The organism is Aggregatibacter sp. Marseille-P9115 (assembly GCF_920939465.1).
Taxonomy (GTDB): domain Bacteria; phylum Pseudomonadota; class Gammaproteobacteria; order Enterobacterales; family Pasteurellaceae; genus Aggregatibacter; species Aggregatibacter segnis_B.
The window spans coordinates 451,665-468,727 of sequence record NZ_OV100759.1 but is presented as its reverse complement, the minus strand read 5'-3'; the positions used below and the strand labels follow the sequence as shown (position 1 = coordinate 468,727).

At 42.8% G+C, this 17,063-nt stretch carries 14 protein-coding genes; 7 read left to right on the top strand and 7 right to left on the bottom strand.

Annotated features, from left to right (window positions below; genetic code table 11):
• Window positions 1-46: 46 nt before the first annotated feature.
• The 4 genes from LQ983_RS02135 to LQ983_RS02120 form a co-directional block, all read right to left on the bottom strand.
• A complete protein-coding gene (locus LQ983_RS02135) occupies window positions 47-1,315 on the bottom strand; it encodes a multifunctional CCA addition/repair protein (protein ID WP_230621473.1) in 1,269 nt (422 codons plus the stop codon).
• Entirely contained in the window at window positions 1,315-1,926 is a 612-nt protein-coding gene (locus tag LQ983_RS02130) for a TIGR04211 family SH3 domain-containing protein (protein WP_111296477.1), read from the bottom strand. Before LQ983_RS02130 ends, LQ983_RS02135 begins: the two co-directional genes overlap by 1 nt.
• Window positions 1,927-2,002: 76 nt before the next feature.
• Window positions 2,003-3,268, bottom strand: coding sequence for an inorganic phosphate transporter (locus tag LQ983_RS02125; RefSeq protein WP_006717510.1), 1,266 nt, complete (start codon window positions 3,266-3,268; stop codon window positions 2,003-2,005).
• A 25-nt stretch (window positions 3,269-3,293) separates the two neighbouring features.
• Window positions 3,294-3,974, bottom strand: a complete 681-nt coding sequence (locus tag LQ983_RS02120; RefSeq protein ID WP_230621472.1) for a TIGR00153 family protein — start codon at window positions 3,972-3,974, stop codon at window positions 3,294-3,296.
• Between the two features lie 158 nt (window positions 3,975-4,132).
• Here LQ983_RS02120 and LQ983_RS02115 point away from each other — a divergent pair, with 158 nt between their 5' ends.
• Window positions 4,133-5,206: an inorganic triphosphatase gene (locus tag LQ983_RS02115; RefSeq protein ID WP_230621471.1), complete on the top strand. Its 1,074-nt coding sequence runs from the start codon at window positions 4,133-4,135 to the stop codon at window positions 5,204-5,206.
• A 4-nt stretch (window positions 5,207-5,210) separates the two neighbouring features.
• Window positions 5,211-6,584 (top strand): DNA repair protein RadA, encoded by a 1,374-nt coding sequence (radA, locus tag LQ983_RS02110; RefSeq protein ID WP_230621470.1) that lies wholly within the window; start codon window positions 5,211-5,213, stop codon window positions 6,582-6,584.
• 95 nt (window positions 6,585-6,679) lie between these two features.
• On the opposite strand, the gene LQ983_RS02105 is transcribed toward radA, so the two are convergent.
• Window positions 6,680-6,889 carry a cold-shock protein gene (locus LQ983_RS02105; protein ID WP_006717517.1) on the bottom strand — a complete coding sequence of 70 codons (210 nt, stop codon included), beginning with the start codon at window positions 6,887-6,889 and terminating at the stop codon, window positions 6,680-6,682.
• Window positions 6,890-7,262: 373 nt separating this feature from the next.
• Between LQ983_RS02105 and lrp the strand changes: the two genes are divergently transcribed.
• The 4 genes from lrp (at window position 7,263) to LQ983_RS02085 (ending at window position 12,550) form a co-directional block, all read left to right on the top strand.
• The gene (gene lrp, locus LQ983_RS02100) at window positions 7,263-7,742 is read left to right on the top strand and encodes a leucine-responsive transcriptional regulator Lrp (protein ID WP_006717519.1); all 480 of its coding nucleotides are present in this window, start codon (window positions 7,263-7,265) and stop codon (window positions 7,740-7,742) included.
• A gap of 17 nt (window positions 7,743-7,759) precedes the next feature.
• Entirely contained in the window at window positions 7,760-10,471 is a 2,712-nt protein-coding gene (locus tag LQ983_RS02095) for a DNA translocase FtsK (protein ID WP_230621469.1), read from the top strand.
• A 108-nt stretch (window positions 10,472-10,579) separates the two neighbouring features.
• Window positions 10,580-11,197, top strand: coding sequence for an outer membrane lipoprotein chaperone LolA (gene lolA / locus LQ983_RS02090; protein WP_230621468.1), 618 nt, complete (start codon window positions 10,580-10,582; stop codon window positions 11,195-11,197).
• 12 nt (window positions 11,198-11,209) lie between these two features.
• Window positions 11,210-12,550 (top strand): replication-associated recombination protein A, encoded by a 1,341-nt coding sequence (locus LQ983_RS02085; RefSeq protein WP_230621467.1) that lies wholly within the window; start codon window positions 11,210-11,212, stop codon window positions 12,548-12,550.
• A 129-nt stretch (window positions 12,551-12,679) separates the two neighbouring features.
• Here the strand turns inward: LQ983_RS02085 and LQ983_RS02080 are convergent, their stop codons facing one another.
• On the bottom strand, window positions 12,680-14,347 hold the full coding sequence (locus LQ983_RS02080) for an anaerobic C4-dicarboxylate transporter (protein WP_230622587.1): 1,668 nt from the start codon (window positions 14,345-14,347) through the stop codon (window positions 12,680-12,682).
• Between the two features lie 308 nt (window positions 14,348-14,655).
• Here LQ983_RS02080 and serS point away from each other — a divergent pair, with 308 nt between their 5' ends.
• The gene (gene serS, locus LQ983_RS02075) at window positions 14,656-15,972 is read left to right on the top strand and encodes a serine--tRNA ligase (RefSeq protein WP_230621466.1); all 1,317 of its coding nucleotides are present in this window, start codon (window positions 14,656-14,658) and stop codon (window positions 15,970-15,972) included.
• 81 nt (window positions 15,973-16,053) lie between these two features.
• Here the strand turns inward: serS and cdd are convergent, their stop codons facing one another.
• Window positions 16,054-16,950: a cytidine deaminase gene (gene cdd, locus LQ983_RS02070; RefSeq protein ID WP_230621465.1), complete on the bottom strand. Its 897-nt coding sequence runs from the start codon at window positions 16,948-16,950 to the stop codon at window positions 16,054-16,056.
• Between the last annotated feature and the right edge of the window lie 113 nt (window positions 16,951-17,063).

The window sequence follows — 17,063 nt, the reverse complement described above, 5'->3', positions numbered from 1 at the left end:
TGATTTTACGACTCGATTTTTATGGCGTAAAGCATTCAACGCCGGTTTAGGGTTTAAAGTGCGGTAAGATTTCTTGGCGTTTTTGTTTGACGGCAAAAATACGTCCGCGATTAAGTTGATCACGAATGGCTTTGTTTTCAAAACCGGCAGCGATAATAGATTGAATATCTACTTTTAATGCAGCTTGATACAAGGCGATGGCAAATTCCTGTTGAGGGTATTGAATGTGTTCAAATCCTTTGCGGCCTCGTGTATCGGCAAAACAAACAAGAAGAAACTCCATAAAACGCAATGGCTTACGCCACACATCAAAGGTATTAAAGAGTTTTACTATCGTTTCAGGGCGTAGCTCAAACACTTTGTGAACATGTGAATGATATTCGCAAGTGAGTTCTGCCAGCTGTTGATAATATGTCGGCACTTTTAAGCGTTTACACAGGCTTTTTGTCGGAGCAACGCCTAATTTTTCGTGGCCGTGGTGATGGGGCCAGTTTTGTTTTGGGGTACAGGCTTTGCCTAAGTCATGACAAATGGCGGCAAAACGGACCGCACTTTTATGGCAATCGACCTGTTCTGAAAGCTGTGTTGCCTGTTGTAATACCATCATCGTATGCACGAAGCTGTCGATTTCCGGATGATATTTTGCCGGATTTGGCACGCTATAAAGGGCATCTAATTCGGGAAAGAGTACTTTGAGTGCACCAACTTGACGCAAGGTTTCAAAGTAAATTTCAGGATTTTTTTCATTTAAGGCTTTTTCAGTTTCTGCCCAAACGCGCTCGGGTGTCAGATGCTGTAGCTCGCCTTGCGAACTAAGTGCGGTCATTAATTGTAGAGTTTCATCAGCGATGTTGAAGCCTAAGTAATGATAGCGAGCAGCAAAACGGGCGACCCGCAAAACGCGTAAAGGATCTTCCGAAAATGCGGGGGAAACATGGCGCAAAACACGTTTTTCTAGATCTTCCACGCCATGATAGGGGTCATATAAATTGCCGGCTAAATCTTGCGCAATGGCGTTAATGGTGAGATCGCGACGAACTAAATCTTGTTCTAACGTGATGTCAGCAGAAAAATCGCAAATAAAGCCGGTATAACCGTTGCCCGCTTTACGTTCAGTACGCGCTAAAGCATACTCTTCTTTGTTTTGTGGATGGAGAAAAACCGGGAAGTCTTTACCGACTTGTTGATAGCCTTGATTTAACAAATCTTGTGGCGTGGCACCCACAATCACCCAATCCCGATCTTTGACGGGAAGGTTGAGAAGCTGATCGCGAACTGCGCCCCCGACTAAATAGACGTGAAATTTTTCCGCCATTATGACCAACTATCGCGACGACGGCGTTTAGGCATAATAAACGGTAATACTAAGCCGAGAACCAATCCCACGCCCAGTACCGAACCGCCGTAGATAAACCATTGAATGGCAATTTCGCGTTTGCCGGCATCTAACATGGCTTCTAAATCACGATTTTTATTTTTGGTCATTTCCAATTCCCGTTTGAGTTGGGAGTTTTGTTCCAATAATTCGCTACTTTGTTGCTCTGCCTGTTTGGTTCGGCGTTGCATTTCTACCGTGCGTTTTTGCCAATCATCATCTAAACGATTGAGTTTTAAACTCAATTCTTGAATTTGATTTTTTAATCTCGGATTTTCATCTTTGCTACTGGCGTTGGTACTGAGTTCACTACTTAAAATCCAGGCTTCACGGTTTTTACTATCGCGAACCAGCGTGTAACGATCTTTTTTATCTAATACGGTAACGGCTTCGCCTGCTTGAATGGTGCCGGCAATTTTAAATTGTTCACCGGCGCCTTTGCGTAAAAACGTGGAGAGGTTTTCTGTGACGTATTTTGTTTCTCCTTGTGCGGCAGACATGCCGACAGTGAAGCAAAATAGCGCAAGCAGTGTAGATAAAGCTTTTTGCATAGGGAAATCCTTTATAAAAAAACGAAAAGTGCGGTGAAATTTTAACGTAAATATTGACCGCACTTTTCAGACAGGATTAATGGAAAATAGTTGTTAAGAGGTAATAAATAATAATAGCGAAGAACGCACCGGCCGGTAGCGTAACCACCCAAGAAACAACAATATTACGAATAACGTTTAAGTTAATGGCCGCGATACCGCGCGCAAAACCGATACCTAACACCGCACCAACAAGGGTTTGCGTAGTGGAAATCGGTAATCCGGTACCAGAGGCGATAACCACGGTGGTTGCTGTTGCAAACTGGGCTGCAAAACCACGGCTTGGTGTGAGATCCGTAATGCCGGTGCCGATGGTTGCCATTACTTTATAACCCATAACAATTAAACCAACAACAATCCCTGCGGCACCTAAAGGTAGAATCCACCAAGCAAGGGGAACGTTGTTAACAATCTGACCGCCGCTTTCAATAATGGCAACAACCGCAGAAAGTGGGCCAATCGCATTGGCTACATCGTTTGAACCATGGGCAAACGCCATGGCGCAAGCGGTCATCAACATCAGAATACTGAAGACTTTTTCTACGCCGCCGAAGGAGCCGCCTTCCAACATTTTGTATTTAAATTTGATGCTACGGAAATAAAAGTGGCTGTAAATAATGGAAATAATGCCGATAGCAAAAGAAATCAGTAAGTTCTCTGTGCTACTTAAATTCAATCCAACGTGTTTTAACCCTTTGTTTAAGGTCACGATACACAAAATAAAAATGGTGATGCCCATGTAGTAAGGGCCGTATTTTTGTGCATTTCTAAAAGGACTTTCTGTATCGAAAATCAGTTTTTGTGTGCTGATAAAAATAGCGTAAGCGAGTAAACCGGCAAGTAAGGGAGTGATAAACCAGCTACCTACAATATTTTTAATGTTGCTCCAGTCAACAGAGTGTGGTCCTGCAGTCACGCAAGCAAAACCGATGATCGCACCGACGATAGAGTGGGTTGTGGATACCGGCCAGCCCATACGGGAGGCAATTAATAACCATGCGCCTGAAGCGAATAAAGCTGACATCATGCCAAAGACCAGCACTTCCGGCTCGGCAACAAATTGCATGGTGTCGATAATGCCGCTTTTGATGGTTTCGGTGACCTCGCCACCGGCAAGATAAGCACCTGCCGCTTCAAAAATCATTGCAATAATAATGGCTTGTTTTGCTGTGATTGTTCCTGAGCCAACGGATGTTCCCATTGCATTTGAAACATCGTTGGCTCCTACGCCAAAGGCCATAAAAAAGCCAAAAACGGCTGTAATGAAAATCAATAATGAGCCGTATTGATGAAGTAGTTCCATTGAAAAATACCTAAGTAAATGGAAATTATGAGCGAGCCAGCATTAATTCAATGCGTGAACCGACTCGTTGTGCTTGGTCGGCAAGCACGCCAACCCATTCAATAATTTTATATAAGAACATGACATCGATTGGGTTGTAACGACCTTCAACCTCATAAAGCATTTTTCTTAATTTAATTTGCATTTGATCGGTATCATCTTCAATGATATCTAACTCGTTAATCATTTGATTAACAAAGTTTAATTCACGACCTTTGAAACCGGTTTCTAATAATTGATCCATTTCTTCGATCACTTTATGGGCTTGTTCGGTGGCATCTAAGCTGCGTCTTACATAGCTCATAAATTCATCATGCATTTCCGGCGGAATTCCAAATTGACGTCCAACCATGCGGCCGGCGATGTCTTTTGCGTAGTTCGCTAATTTGTCTTGTTGTGTGACCAATTCTAATAAATCGGTACGTTCAATCGGCATGAATAAACCGCGTGGTAATTTCAAACGAATTTCACGTTTTAATGCATCGGCTTGACGCTCATGAGCGGAAATATCTAAACGGAATTGTTCAGCGGAATTCCAGTCTTCACGGAAGATCGCTTCAAAGAAAGGAACCAATAATTCACAGCATTCAGTAACTTTATTGGAGTGTTTTTGTAACGGCTTTAAAGGGGAGTGGGCAAATAATCCAAGGATGTTATTCATTGCCATGAAGATGACTCCTAATTAAGGTTAATAATTCACGCGCATATTACCTGATGTAAATGAAAAATTCACGATTTTAATCGAAAAAATCAGGCTTTTATTGGATAATAAAACCCGTGAATTTAGAGTAAATACAAAACTTTATGATCTTAAAGGATTTTATCATGGCAAACGAAATCGAATTAAAATTAGCGGTCGGTGATATTCATGAGGAACAACTCAATACCCTGCTACATCATTTTCATGTTATTGAGCAGCAAAAAGCCTTTTTAGCCAATACCTATTACGACACTGCCGATAACTATTTCACTCAACAGAAAATGGGCTTGCGTGTACGTCAGCAAGATGACCATTACACCTTGACCTTAAAAACCGATGGTAAAGTATCCAGTGGGTTGCATGTGCGTCCGGAATATAATGTGGAATTACCGACATCAGAACCTAATTTAGCGGCGTTAATCCGTCAGCACGGGCTTGTATTGGAAAATGTTGATGAGTCGTTGCAGCCGATTTTTAGCACCGACTTTATGCGCCAAACATGGCTGGTTCAATATACGCCCGATTGCCAAATTGAAGTGGCTTTTGATCAGGGAAATGTTATTGCGGGCGACAAACAACAGCCTATTCGTGAAATTGAGTTTGAAGTGAAGTCTGGTGAATTGGGGCCATTTTTTGCCTTTGTCGCTGATTTTTTAACCCATTATGCAGACAAGGTACATTTTTATTCCGTCAGTAAAGCAAAACGTGGATATCAATTAGCCCAAAATAAAACGACGAAAGCCAGTGATTGGATTGAACAGTGGCGCGGCTTTTTGTATTCGGAAAAACGGATGCCAAAAACGACGGAAAAATTGACCGCACTTTTAGCTTATGAGCAGTCTTTGGTGGAAGAAACATTGGCTTTAGGGGCTCATTTTTTTGCATCGGATTTTATTAAAACCGTAGAGCGCGTTGGGGCTTTTTTCAACCTGTATCATTATTACGAAGACAATAAATCTTTATTAGAAGCAGCGTTGAATGAACAGCTAGCAGCGAATCAACATTATGCACAAGAAAATGTGTTGAACGATTTAACCGAAGCGAATGCGGATGTTTTGGCGAAACTGCATGATGTTATTCGTTTGCACAGCGAGACGAAAGATAATGCGTTGGCGATGAATAAATTACTCGATGTGATTCAAACACCGCAATATGCACAACGCATGCTTCACCTGATGACGTTAACGATCGGCGGATAACCCTATGGCGAAAACAAAAACGGCTTATGTTTGTAACGATTGCGGTGCGGAATATTCCCGTTGGCAAGGGCAGTGTGGCGCCTGTAAAGCTTGGAATACCATCACCGAAGTGCGGTTGGTTTCTACGTCAAATAATAAAGCGGATCGATTTAGTGGCTATGCCGGTGAGACTCGCGCCAAAATTCAAACGTTAAGTGAAATTAGCCTACAAGAAACTCCGCGTTTTAGCAGTAGTTTTTATGAACTGGATCGCGTGCTGGGCGGCGGGGTAGTACCGGGCAGTGCCATTCTGATTGGAGGACATCCGGGCGCGGGGAAAAGTACGTTATTGTTGCAGGTGATGTGTCATTTGTCGCAAAAAATGACCGCACTTTATGTGACCGGTGAAGAATCTTTGCAACAAGTCGCCATGCGTGCCAAACGCCTCGGGTTGCCGCCGGAAAAACTGAATATGCTGTCGGAAACTTCCGTCGAGCAGATTTGTAATTTGGCGGATCAATTAAAACCGCAAATTATCGTGATCGACTCTATTCAGGTGATGCATTTGGCGGATATTCAATCGTCACCGGGCAGTGTGGCACAGGTGCGTGAATGTGCTTCTTTTTTAACGCGTTATGCAAAAACTCGACAAGTGGCAATCATCATGGTGGGACATGTCACCAAAGACGGCACCCTTGCCGGGCCGAAGGTGTTAGAGCATGCCATTGACTGTTCCTTATTATTGGAAGGTGAAACAGATTCCCGCTACCGCACTCTGCGTAGCCACAAAAACCGCTTTGGTGCCGTGAATGAGTTAGGCGTATTTGCCATGACAGAACAAGGTTTGCGTGAAGTGAAAAACCCATCAGCGATCTTTTTAAGTCGCGGTGATGAACAAACGCCCGGTAGCTCGGTGATGGTGCTATGGGAAGGTACACGCCCGTTGTTGGTGGAAATTCAAGCGCTGGTGGATCATTCTATGCTAGCTAATCCACGTCGTGTTGCCGTAGGGTTGGAGCAAAACCGTCTTGCTTTATTGCTCGCTGTGTTGCATCGCCACGGGGGATTGCAAATGGCGGATCAAGATGTGTTTGTGAACGTGGTTGGCGGTGTCAAAGTGACCGAAACCAGTGCCGATTTGGCGTTGCTTTTGGCGCTGATTTCCAGCTTCCGTAACCGTCCGTTACCACAAGATCTTGTGGTGTTTGGCGAAGTGGGATTGGCCGGTGAAATTCGTCCTGTACCAAGTGGGCAGGAACGTATTAGTGAGGCAGCAAAACACGGTTTTAAACGTGCGATTGTCCCGTTCGGGAATAAGCCAAAACATGTGGTGGAAAACATGCAAGTGTTTACAGTGAAGAAATTAGTTGATGCGCTGGGAATCTTAGATTCGCTTTAAAAAAGCACCGCACTTTTGAAAATGCGACTGAATGAAAAACGATAGATAAAAAAATAGCCCTTTTGAGAAGGGCTATTTTTATGTAGAAATGTTTCTTAAATCACTTCAACGTCAACGGCTGTTGGACCACGTTGGGAATCTTGTACGTTAAAAGCAACACGGTCGCCTTCGTTTAAAGTACGGAAATTATTACCCACGATGCCGGAGAAGTGTACGAAAACATCTTTAGAACCATCTTCTGGTGCGATAAAACCGAAACCTTTTGTTGAATTGAACCATTTTACGGTGCCGTTTAATTTAGACATGTTGTCTTCCTTATTTGAAATAATGAAATTGTGTGCTTATGTTCAGCACGAATTGCTAGCGATTTAACTTAAATAGAGATGGATAAATTGAATCTTCAAAGCACAAATTCAAAACTTGAATGAGGAAGAACCGAAATAACTAACTTACTGAAGTGATTGTCTAGCGGGTGCTCATTAGAACACGCAAAGGGAATGAAAACAATCTCTTTTTGCTCAGAACTGCATTGTTCTTTGATTGAATGCAAAATAGAGTTAAACAAATTAAATTTTGTGTTGAATGAATATTGGCGAACTTTCTACGTTCTTACTGCAATATTGAGCCAAATAGGCTAGAATTAATCACTATTTTCTCTCACTCATTCAAATGTCGCACATGGAAAAGAAATTAACAAAAGCTTTAGATGCCATTGATATAAAAATACTCAATGAATTACAACGCAACGGCAAAATTTCCAATATTGATTTGTCAAAAAAAGTGGGATTGTCCCCAACGCCTTGTTTAGAACGTGTAAAACGTTTGGAGAAACAAGGGGTGATTATGGGATATCGCGCCTTACTGAATCCGGAATTATTAGATTCGCCATTGTTAGTGATCGTAGAAATTACTTTAGTGCGCGGTAAACCCGATGTCTTTGAAGAATTTAATTTGGCAGTACAACAGTTGGATGAAATTCAAGAATGCCATTTAGTTTCCGGTGATTTCGATTATTTATTGAAAACCCGAGTGGCGGATATGGCAGCGTACCGTAAATTGCTGGGGACCACTTTACTACGGTTACCCGGCGTAAATGACACCCGCACTTATGTGGTAATGGAAGAAGTCAAACAAACCAATTTTTTACAGTTGAAATAGAGATAAAGTCGTAACGCATGATTAAACGTATTACCGAACATTTTTCCCCGAAATATTATTTATTAAATTTGTTGCTAGGTATGACCGCACTTTTCGGGTTTTATCTGATCATTGCTTGGTCGGGATACACGCCGCTGGATAATTCTTGGGCGACTTCCAGTTTTGCACCGGATACTATCAACAAAGCCGGCGCATTCGGGGCATGGTTTGTGGATTTATTTTTTGTGCTTTTCGGTTACGTGGGGAATGTTATTCCGTTCATGTTGTGTTTTATTCCCGCGTATTTAATTCGTACTAAACGGGCGACTTCATTGACATGGACGAAATTTAGCTTGCGGACATTTGGCTTTATTTTATTGCTTTGCGGGTTGACAGTCATTTGTACATTATCTTTTAACAACACGGCAAATTATTTATCCGGTGGCGTGTTAGGCGGTTGGCTCACTTTAACGTTCTATGGGGCGGCCGGAAAATTCGGGTTGCTTGTCTTCGCAGGGATTTTTGCCCTCGCGGGATTTATTTTGTGTTCCGGTGCTTCGTTTATCCGCCTATTGCTTCGTTTTTATCAATGGTTAACCATGCAAACGCCGCCAGCTGAAGAAACGCAACCGCAATCGGATGAAAATGTTTCCGCTGAAGCGAAAGAAGAAATTATTTTGGTATCCCAAGAAAGCCTAATGACGCAGGCAAAAGCTGTGTCCGAAGAAAATTCAGCAGAAACAGGGACGGAGTCAAATCATCAGCTTCACATCACCGGACTTTCTGAAGAAATGACATCAGTGTCTTCTGACAGTATGACGATTACTACGGAAAAAGAGACTGATACTGCTGAACCGTTTATTTCTTATGATTTTGAGCAGCAAGAGGCATTACCGAATGTGACCATTGCCACACCGACGCCTCAGTCGGCGTTTACTACTACTTCACTTGCTCAAACGTCTTTATCATCAGTACAAGCGCATGTGGAACCGGCGACTGAACTTCAAAGTGCGGTGGATTTTTCCCATGATTTTTCAGAACAGGAAATGATGCCGACGGTGTCTTTAGCAGTGCCACAGGCGAATATGTCTGAAGAAACTTTACAACCGACTCAAATTCATCATGAAACAACCTTAGTTGCTCCGTCAGTGAGTGACACAGAAGAAGTTGAAGCAGGCGTGCCTCACATTACGCCACAATATAAACCTTATGGTGATTCTCTCGTTCATCCGGCATTCCAACAGAATAAAGCTAACGTTGAAAAACCGACCACACCATTGCCGAGCTTGGATTTATTAGAGCGACATCAAAGCAAAGCCCAAAATATTACTCAAGAAGAAATTGTGGAAACTTCGCAACGTATTGAACAACAGTTACGCAATTTCAATGTGAAGGCAAAAGTGAAAGATGTGTTGGTTGGGCCGGTGGTGACTCGTTATGAACTGGAATTGGATCCGGGGGTAAAAGCGGCCAAAGTCACTGCGTTAGATACAGACTTAGCGCGCGCGTTGATGTTCCGTGCGATTCGTGTGGCAGAAGTGATTCCCGGCAAGCCTTATATTGGCATTGAAACGCCGAATGATCATCGCCAAATGGTACCGCTTCGCGATGTACTCGATAGCGATGAATTCCGCAATGCAAAAGCCTTGCTTTCCATGGCGTTAGGTAAAGATATTAGTGGTAAACCAATGATTGTGGATCTCGCAAAAATGCCACATTTATTGGTGGCGGGAACGACCGGTTCCGGGAAATCTGTTGGCGTGAATACGATGATTTTAAGTTTGCTTTACCGCGTAAAACCGGAAGAAGTGAAGTTCATCATGATTGACCCGAAAGTGGTGGAATTATCCGTCTATAATGGCATTCCTCACTTATTAACGGAAGTCGTTACGGATATGAAAAAAGCCGCCAATGCGTTGCGTTGGTGTGTGGATGAAATGGAACGCCGCTATCAATTATTATCTGCTTTACGGGTGCGTAACATTGAAGGTTTCAATGAGAAAATTGATGAATACGATGCGTTAAAAATGCCAATTCCAAATCCATTATGGCGTCCGAGTGATTCTATGGAGCAACTTCCGCCTCCGTTGGAGAAACTGAGTTATATTGTAGTCGTTGTGGATGAATTTGCCGATTTAATGATGGTTGCCGGCAAACAGGTGGAAGAACTGATTGCGCGTTTGGCGCAAAAAGCCCGTGCAGTGGGGATTCACTTGATTTTGGCAACGCAACGTCCTTCTGTGGATGTCATTACCGGTTTAATCAAAGCCAATGTGCCGAGCCGTATTGCTTTCACTGTGGCAACGAAAATTGACTCACGTACGATTCTCGATGCCAGTGGTGCGGAATCTTTGCTGGGCAAGGGCGATATGTTGTATTCACCGCAAGGCTCTACCGAATTAATCCGTATTCACGGTGCCTTTATGACTGATGATGAAGTCGGCCGTGTCGCAGACGATTGGAGAGCGCGTGGCAAACCGAATTATATTGAAGGCATTTTAGATGGCAATGAAGACGAAGATGCCTTAGAACGCTTAGGTGATAATTCGGGTGAGACCGATGAGTTGTTTGATGAAGTGGTCGAGTTTGTTGTCAGCACGGGCACAACCTCCATTTCTGCGATTCAACGCCGTTTCCGTGTGGGCTTTAACCGTGCAGCGAATATTATGGATCAACTGGAAGAACAGGGAATCGTCTCGCCATTGCAAAATGGCAAACGTGAGATTTTGGCGCGCGGGGCGGATTATTAGAATTAATCTCTCCTTTTGAGGTCAAAGGGTTACTTTATTTTTTGCCGTTTACCGGTGCATAAACTGAAGCGGCTAAAGGTAATCGGTTTAAACAAGGAATTGAATAATATGAAAAAAACGTTTCAAAAACTCACCGCACTTTCTCTTTTGGCAATGGCATCCCTTGCTTGGGCAAATGCTGATATTGAGTTACAGAATCGCTTAAATAAAGTGGATACATTAAGTGCCGATTTTGCACAAACGGTGAGTTCGGCAAATGGTAAAAATGTGCAACAAGGCAACGGAAAGTTACAAATCAAGCGTCCGAATTTGTTTCGTATGGACACCAAATCACCACAAGAAACCCAAATTATTGCCGATGGACAAACCCTTTGGTTTTATGACCCGTTTGTGGAACAAGTGACGGCCAATTGGGTAAAAGAGGCGGTAAATAATACGCCATTCGTGTTGCTCACCAGTAATGACAAAAGTCATTGGGCGCAATATTCGGTAGAACAAAAAGATGATACGTTCGTGTTAAAACCAAAAGCCAAAAACAGCAATATCAAGCAATTTGATATTCGTATCGATCAAAACGGCGTATTAAAAGGTTTTAGTACCATTGAAAAAGACGGGCAGTCTAATCAATATATCTTGCGCAATATTACCAACCAACATTTAGATGGCGGTTTGTTTAAATTTAGCGTACCGAAAGGCGTAGAATTAGACGACCAACGTAAAAAATAAGCGAATTGAACCATGTCTAACTTTAGCTTTGATTTCAACGAAAATGATTTTCGCCCTTTAGCGGCCAGAATGCGCCCAACCACCTTGGCGCAGTATTGTGGTCAGTCTCATTTGTTGGGCGAAGGTAAACCGTTACGCAAAGCGATTGAGGCAGGTTATGTTCATTCTATGATTTTCTGGGGCCCTCCCGGCACCGGCAAAACCACGTTGGCGGAAATTATCGCGCAACGCATTAACGCTGAAGTCGAAAGAATTTCTGCTGTCACTAGCGGCATTAAAGAAATTCGTGAAGCCATTGAAAAAGCCAAACAAAATAAATTGGCGGGTCTGCGTACCATTTTGTTTGTGGACGAAGTGCATCGTTTCAACAAAAGCCAGCAAGATGCCTTTCTGCCGCATATCGAAGATGGCACCATTATTTTTATTGGTGCCACCACAGAAAATCCTTCCTTTGAATTAAATAACGCACTGCTTTCCCGCGTACGGGTTTATATTCTCAAACCGCTTTCCACGCAGGAAATTGAGCGTGTGTTGCAACAAGCCATTGATGATCCGGAAAACGGCTTGGGCAAAGTGCGGTTAGATTTACAGGCGAATTTGTTGTCGCTTTTGGCAGAATACGTCAACGGCGATGCACGCCTTGCGTTGAATTGCCTCGAAATGATGGTGGACATGGCGGCCGAATCGAAAAACGGCAAAATTTTAGACCGCACTTTACTTACGGAAGTCTTAGGTGAACGCCAAGCGCGCTTCGAAAAACAAGGCGACCGATTCTACGATTTCATTTCTGCGCTACATAAATCCATTCGCGGATCCGCACCGGATGCGGCACTCTATTGGTATGCCCGCATTATCACTGCCGGTGGCGATCCACTTTATGTAGCGCGTCGTTTATTAGCAATTGCCTCCGAAGATGTGGGCAACGCTGACCCGCGCGCAATGCAAGTCGCCCTTGCTGCTTGGGATTGTTTTACCCGTGTCGGTGCCGCCGAAGGGGAACGCGCCATTGCACAAGCTATCGTGTATTTAGCCGTTGCACCGAAAAGCAATGCGGTTTACCTTGCTTTTAAAGCCGCGAAAAAATTGGCGACTGAATCAGCTGATTTTGATGTACCGGAACACCTCCGTAACGCGCCAACCAATCTGATGAAAGATCTCGGTTTCGGTGCTGAATATCGCTATGCCCACGATGAACCCAACGCCTATGCCGCCGGTGAAAATTACTTCCCGCCAGAACTTAAAGACACACAATTTTATTTTCCAACTACAAGAGGGATGGAAATTAAGATGAAAGAGAAATTGGACTGGTTAAAAGGATTGGATCAGGAAAGCCAGAAGAAACGTTATAAGTAGGGTTTCTATTTGCATTCGAACCAGATAAAAGTGCGGTTGATTTTAGAATTGTTTTTTGATTTAAACACATATAAAAAAGGCTACTTCCAACGAAGTAGCCTTTTTATTTGAGATTAAATCTAATCTAAATTACAAGTATCCAAACAGGGTTGTGAAAATATAACCGAAGATACAGGAAGTAATTACACCGATTAAGCCCGGTAAAATAAAGCTGTGATTGATGACAAATTTACCGATGTGGGTGGTACCTGAACGGTCAAATTGAATCGCTGCCAAGTCGCTTGGGTAGGTTGGTAAAATGTAGTAACCGTAACAAGCCGCTGCGAAGGCAAGAATAATCGCCGGGTCAACACCGATACCTAATGCAAGTGGTACGAATGCCACCAATGCAGCAGCTTGGGAGTTAACGAATTTAGAGATTAATAATAGCATCACAGCATAAGTCCAAGGGTGGGCTTTTACGACGTCCCCTAATGCTGCTTTCATCATCGGTGTATGGACGGTAAACATGGTTTCTGCCATCCAAGAAATCCCGAATACGGCCACTAATGCAATCATACCAGAGCGGAAGATTTCATTTTTACTGATTTTGCCGGCATCGGTTTTTGTAAAGATGATGATTAATGAACCAGCCAATAACATGAAGATTTGGATAACGTGAACCATGCCTAAAGTGACTTTTTTCTTCGCCGTGTCTTTTAAGCCGATTGTTGCGTTTTCAATGGTTTCTGTTTTATCGCCGGCAGTAATGACCACATTGTTATCTTGTAAAGCAACAGTTTGGGTTAATGTGCCTTTGTCGTCGTAAATCTCAACGCTGTCATAAGCGGTTTTTGCTTTGGCTTTGTTGTCTTTAACATCAAGCGCGACTTTACCGTCTTTGGCTACGGCAAGAATTTTACCGTCTTTTACGTTAAAGCTTTTGACTGCTTTATCGCCTGAAAGCACTTCAACTACTTGCGCCGGTGCACTTTTCTCAAAAGATGGACGCAATTCTTTGAAATAACCCAATAAGGCAACCACTAAAATGGCACCGAAGAAAATCCACATCGCGTTCCAGCTGGATTGTGGTAATTTTTTATCGAGTAGGGAAGCGCTGTCGCCATACACATATTTTTTGAATTCAGGATCTTTTAATTTTTCTTGGAATTCTTGGTCTTTATCTAAATCTTTACCACGGAACCAGCTGAAGATACCGATAGCTAAAACACCACAAAGGGTGGATGGCACAGTGATTTTTAATAAATCTAAGTAACCGTCAAAGCCGGCTAAATGGTTTTGTGCATTCACCAAGAAAGCCGTTAAGGTGACTACTGCAACGGAAACCGGGGAAGCGATGATACCCATTTGTGAGGCGATGGAACTGGCTGCCATTGGGCGTTCCGGACGAATGTCGTTTTTAATCGCGATATCGTAAATAATCGGTAACATGGTATAAACCACGTGTCCGGTACCGCAAAGAATAGTCAGGGTACAGGTAACGAACGGAGCGAGAATACTGACGTATTTCGGGTTTTTACGCAGTAATTTTTCTGCGATTTGCAACATAACATCTAAACCGCCACTGGCTTGTAACGTTGCAGATGTTACCACCACCGCAAGGATGGTTAACATTACATCGATTGCCGGTTTACCCGGTTCAATGCCGAAACCGAACACCAAGACAATAAGACCGATACCACCTAACAAACCGAGAGCGATACCGCCTTTTTTGGCGCCGTAGAATAAACAGATTAAGACAATCGCAAGTTGAATAGCAAATTGCGAGCCTTCACTTAAGTTCATTAGAAATTCCATAGATACTCCAGAAAATAATTTCATTTGGTGATGAGAAAATCAGCGCTAGTCTAACATTAAGACTACTTATTAAGTAGTAGAATTAGGAAAATTGTTGCGTTACATCAAAATTTTATTGGCGTACTTTTAAACTCATAGGGAGTATCCGATGACCTCTTTTTGAGTGGAAAATAAGATGGCTCGAAAAAACACGGCGATTTCTGACCGCACTTTAGTCCATGTTTTTGCTAGTTTATTGGTTGAATACGATATAGAATAAACGCAATTTTTAACACGGTATTAATAAACAGAAGAAGAAAGGTAAAAGTATGATCGATCCGAATTTACTTCGTAATAATTTGGCAGAAGTTGCAGAAAAATTAAAAATTAAACGTGGTTTTACGCTTGATGTGGCAAATATCACGCAATTAGAAGAACAACGAAAAGCCTTACAGGTAAAAACCGAAACGTTACAAGCAGAACGTAATGCGCGTTCTAAAGCGATCGGTGCGGCAAAAGCCCGTGGAGAAGATATTGCGCCGTTGTTGGCGGAAGTGGATCACATGGGCGCAGAATTAGAACAGGGTAAAATTGAGTTAGAAAAAGTACAAAATGCCTTAAATGACATTGCTTTGAACATCCCAAATATTCCAGCAGATGAAGTGCCTTTAGGTAAAGATGACAGTGAAAATTTAGAAGTTTCCCGTTGGGGCGAACCACGCAAATTTGATTTTGAGGTAAAAGACCACGTTGCGTTAGGCGAAAATTTACAAGGCTTGGATTTTGCTTCTGCGGTGAAATTAACCGGTTCCCGTTTTGTGGTGATGAAAGGTCAAATTGCCAAATTACATCGTGCCATCGCGCAATTTATGTTGGATTTACACACGGAACAACATGGCTACACGGAAGCTTATGTGCCTTATTTAGTGAACCACGATACGCTTTATGGTACAGGTCAATTGCCTAAATTCAGTGAAGATTTATTCCACACTAAACCGCTAGAAGGGCAAGATCCAAATGAAGTGCAACGCACTTATGCATTGATTCCGACAGCTGAAGTGCCGGTCACTAACTTGGTACGTGGTGACATTTTAGAAGCGGAAAATTTACCGTTAAAAATGACCGCACATACGCCATGTTTCCGTTCTGAAGCAGGTTCTTACGGCCGTGATACACGCGGTTTAATTCGAATGCACCAATTTGATAAAGTGGAATTGGTACAAATCGTAGAGCCGGAGAAATCCATGGAAGCGTTGGAAGAGCTTACCGGTCACGCGGAAAAAGTCTTGCAATTACTTGGCTTGCCATATCGTAAAGTGTTGCTTTGCACCGGTGATATGGGCTTTGGTTCTTGCAAAACTTACGACTTAGAAGTTTGGGTACCGGCGCAAAATACATACCGTGAAATTTCTTCTTGCTCTAACATGTGGGATTTCCAAGCACGTCGTATGCAAGCACGCTGTCGTTCAAAAGGTGACAAGAAACCTCGCTTGGTGCACACCCTCAATGGTTCCGGTTTAGCCGTGGGTCGTACCTTAGTGGCAGTTTTAGAAAACTATCAAAATGCTGACGGTTCGATTACCGTACCGGAGGTTTTACGTCCTTACATGGGCGGATTAGAAGTGATTGGTAAATCTGCAAACTAAATCAGTTAAAAAATAAATATGGGTGCGGTTATACGCACCCATTTTTTTCTCTTAAAAACGCACTGAAAATTCACCGCACTTTTATACCTTAAAATATTCTAATTTCACCTCACATACGCTGGCGAGTAGGGCTTCCGCCATTGCTTTGTAGTTTAAGGTATGCGATTTTTCGACCATCACCGCACGGGTGATATTTTCTACCGTTTCGCCACTTAAAATAAGATAATTCAGCGCAACCTGCATAGCCGGCAGGCTTGGGTTAAACGCCGCATTTTCCGCATAACTGCCGTGATAAATGTGTTGCTCTTGCGTTTGTAATGCAATGCCATGGAAGGAGTTTGAATAAGGCGCATGCGCTTGGTTAGTCATCGCAAGGGCTTTTGAAATCACCGGGTCGTTGGTGTTTAAGGATAATTGATTGTCATGTTGATCCAGCAAATGTAGCTGAATGTTTAAGTTTTTTGGCCCGAAAGCATCAGGTAAATATTGGTGCAACGGATTATTCTGGCTATGCGGTAAATGAATTTGTAATTTTTCTGCGCTATTTAATTCATTCATAAACTGACGACAATGGCCACATGGCGTGTAGTTGACGCTAATATCGGTGATTTGTTTTTCTCCGCGCATCCAAGCATGACTAATCGCACTTTGTTCGGCATGGATGGTTTGTTGAATATCTGTTTGGCAAAATTCTTGATTCGCGCCAAAATAAAAATTGCCGCTCACCCCCGTTACGATAGCGCCAACATTAAAATGTGAGATAGGCGTGGTGGCATAACAAGCAGCAATGGGAAGCAGCTGAAGGGAGAGTTGTTGAGGAGTGATTTGATGTTTGTTGCACAAGTGTTGTACGGCAAAGTGCGGTAGGAATCCCACAAATTTTTGCTCTTGTAAAATCAGCCAAATATCCTGAGCTAACAGTGCATTATCGATTTGGGACAACGAATGGTGAATTTTGTCTGAAATTGGTGTTGTCATAATCCTCTCCTTTTTCGTTTTTAATGTCCTTATCTTAGCACCGGATAAAAAAAAAGTGCGGTTGAAAATTAATATAAATTTCGACCGCACTTTTGTGATGGCTATGAGAACAA

What these genes read in the sequence shown, in the direction of transcription:
- LQ983_RS02135 (WP_230621473.1), bottom strand. Translation starts at nt 1,315, where the DNA reads ATGGCGGAAAAATTTCACGTCTATTTAGTCGGGGGCGCAGTTCGCGAT.
- LQ983_RS02130 (WP_111296477.1), bottom strand. Translation starts at nt 1,926, where the DNA reads ATGCAAAAAGCTTTATCTACACTGCTTGCGCTATTTTGCTTCACTGTC.
- LQ983_RS02125 (WP_006717510.1), bottom strand. Translation starts at nt 3,268, where the DNA reads ATGGAACTACTTCATCAATACGGCTCATTATTGATTTTCATTACAGCC.
- LQ983_RS02120 (WP_230621472.1), bottom strand. Translation starts at nt 3,974, where the DNA reads ATGGCAATGAATAACATCCTTGGATTATTTGCCCACTCCCCTTTAAAG.
- LQ983_RS02115 (WP_230621471.1), top strand. Translation starts at nt 4,133, where the DNA reads ATGGCAAACGAAATCGAATTAAAATTAGCGGTCGGTGATATTCATGAG.
- radA (WP_230621470.1), top strand. Translation starts at nt 5,211, where the DNA reads ATGGCGAAAACAAAAACGGCTTATGTTTGTAACGATTGCGGTGCGGAA.
- LQ983_RS02105 (WP_006717517.1), bottom strand. Translation starts at nt 6,889, where the DNA reads ATGTCTAAATTAAACGGCACCGTAAAATGGTTCAATTCAACAAAAGGT.
- lrp (WP_006717519.1), top strand. Translation starts at nt 7,263, where the DNA reads ATGGAAAAGAAATTAACAAAAGCTTTAGATGCCATTGATATAAAAATA.
- LQ983_RS02095 (WP_230621469.1), top strand. Translation starts at nt 7,760, where the DNA reads ATGATTAAACGTATTACCGAACATTTTTCCCCGAAATATTATTTATTA.
- lolA (WP_230621468.1), top strand. Translation starts at nt 10,580, where the DNA reads ATGAAAAAAACGTTTCAAAAACTCACCGCACTTTCTCTTTTGGCAATG.
- LQ983_RS02085 (WP_230621467.1), top strand. Translation starts at nt 11,210, where the DNA reads ATGTCTAACTTTAGCTTTGATTTCAACGAAAATGATTTTCGCCCTTTA.
- LQ983_RS02080 (WP_230622587.1), bottom strand. Translation starts at nt 14,347, where the DNA reads ATGGAATTTCTAATGAACTTAAGTGAAGGCTCGCAATTTGCTATTCAA.
- serS (WP_230621466.1), top strand. Translation starts at nt 14,656, where the DNA reads ATGATCGATCCGAATTTACTTCGTAATAATTTGGCAGAAGTTGCAGAA.
- cdd (WP_230621465.1), bottom strand. Translation starts at nt 16,950, where the DNA reads ATGACAACACCAATTTCAGACAAAATTCACCATTCGTTGTCCCAAATC.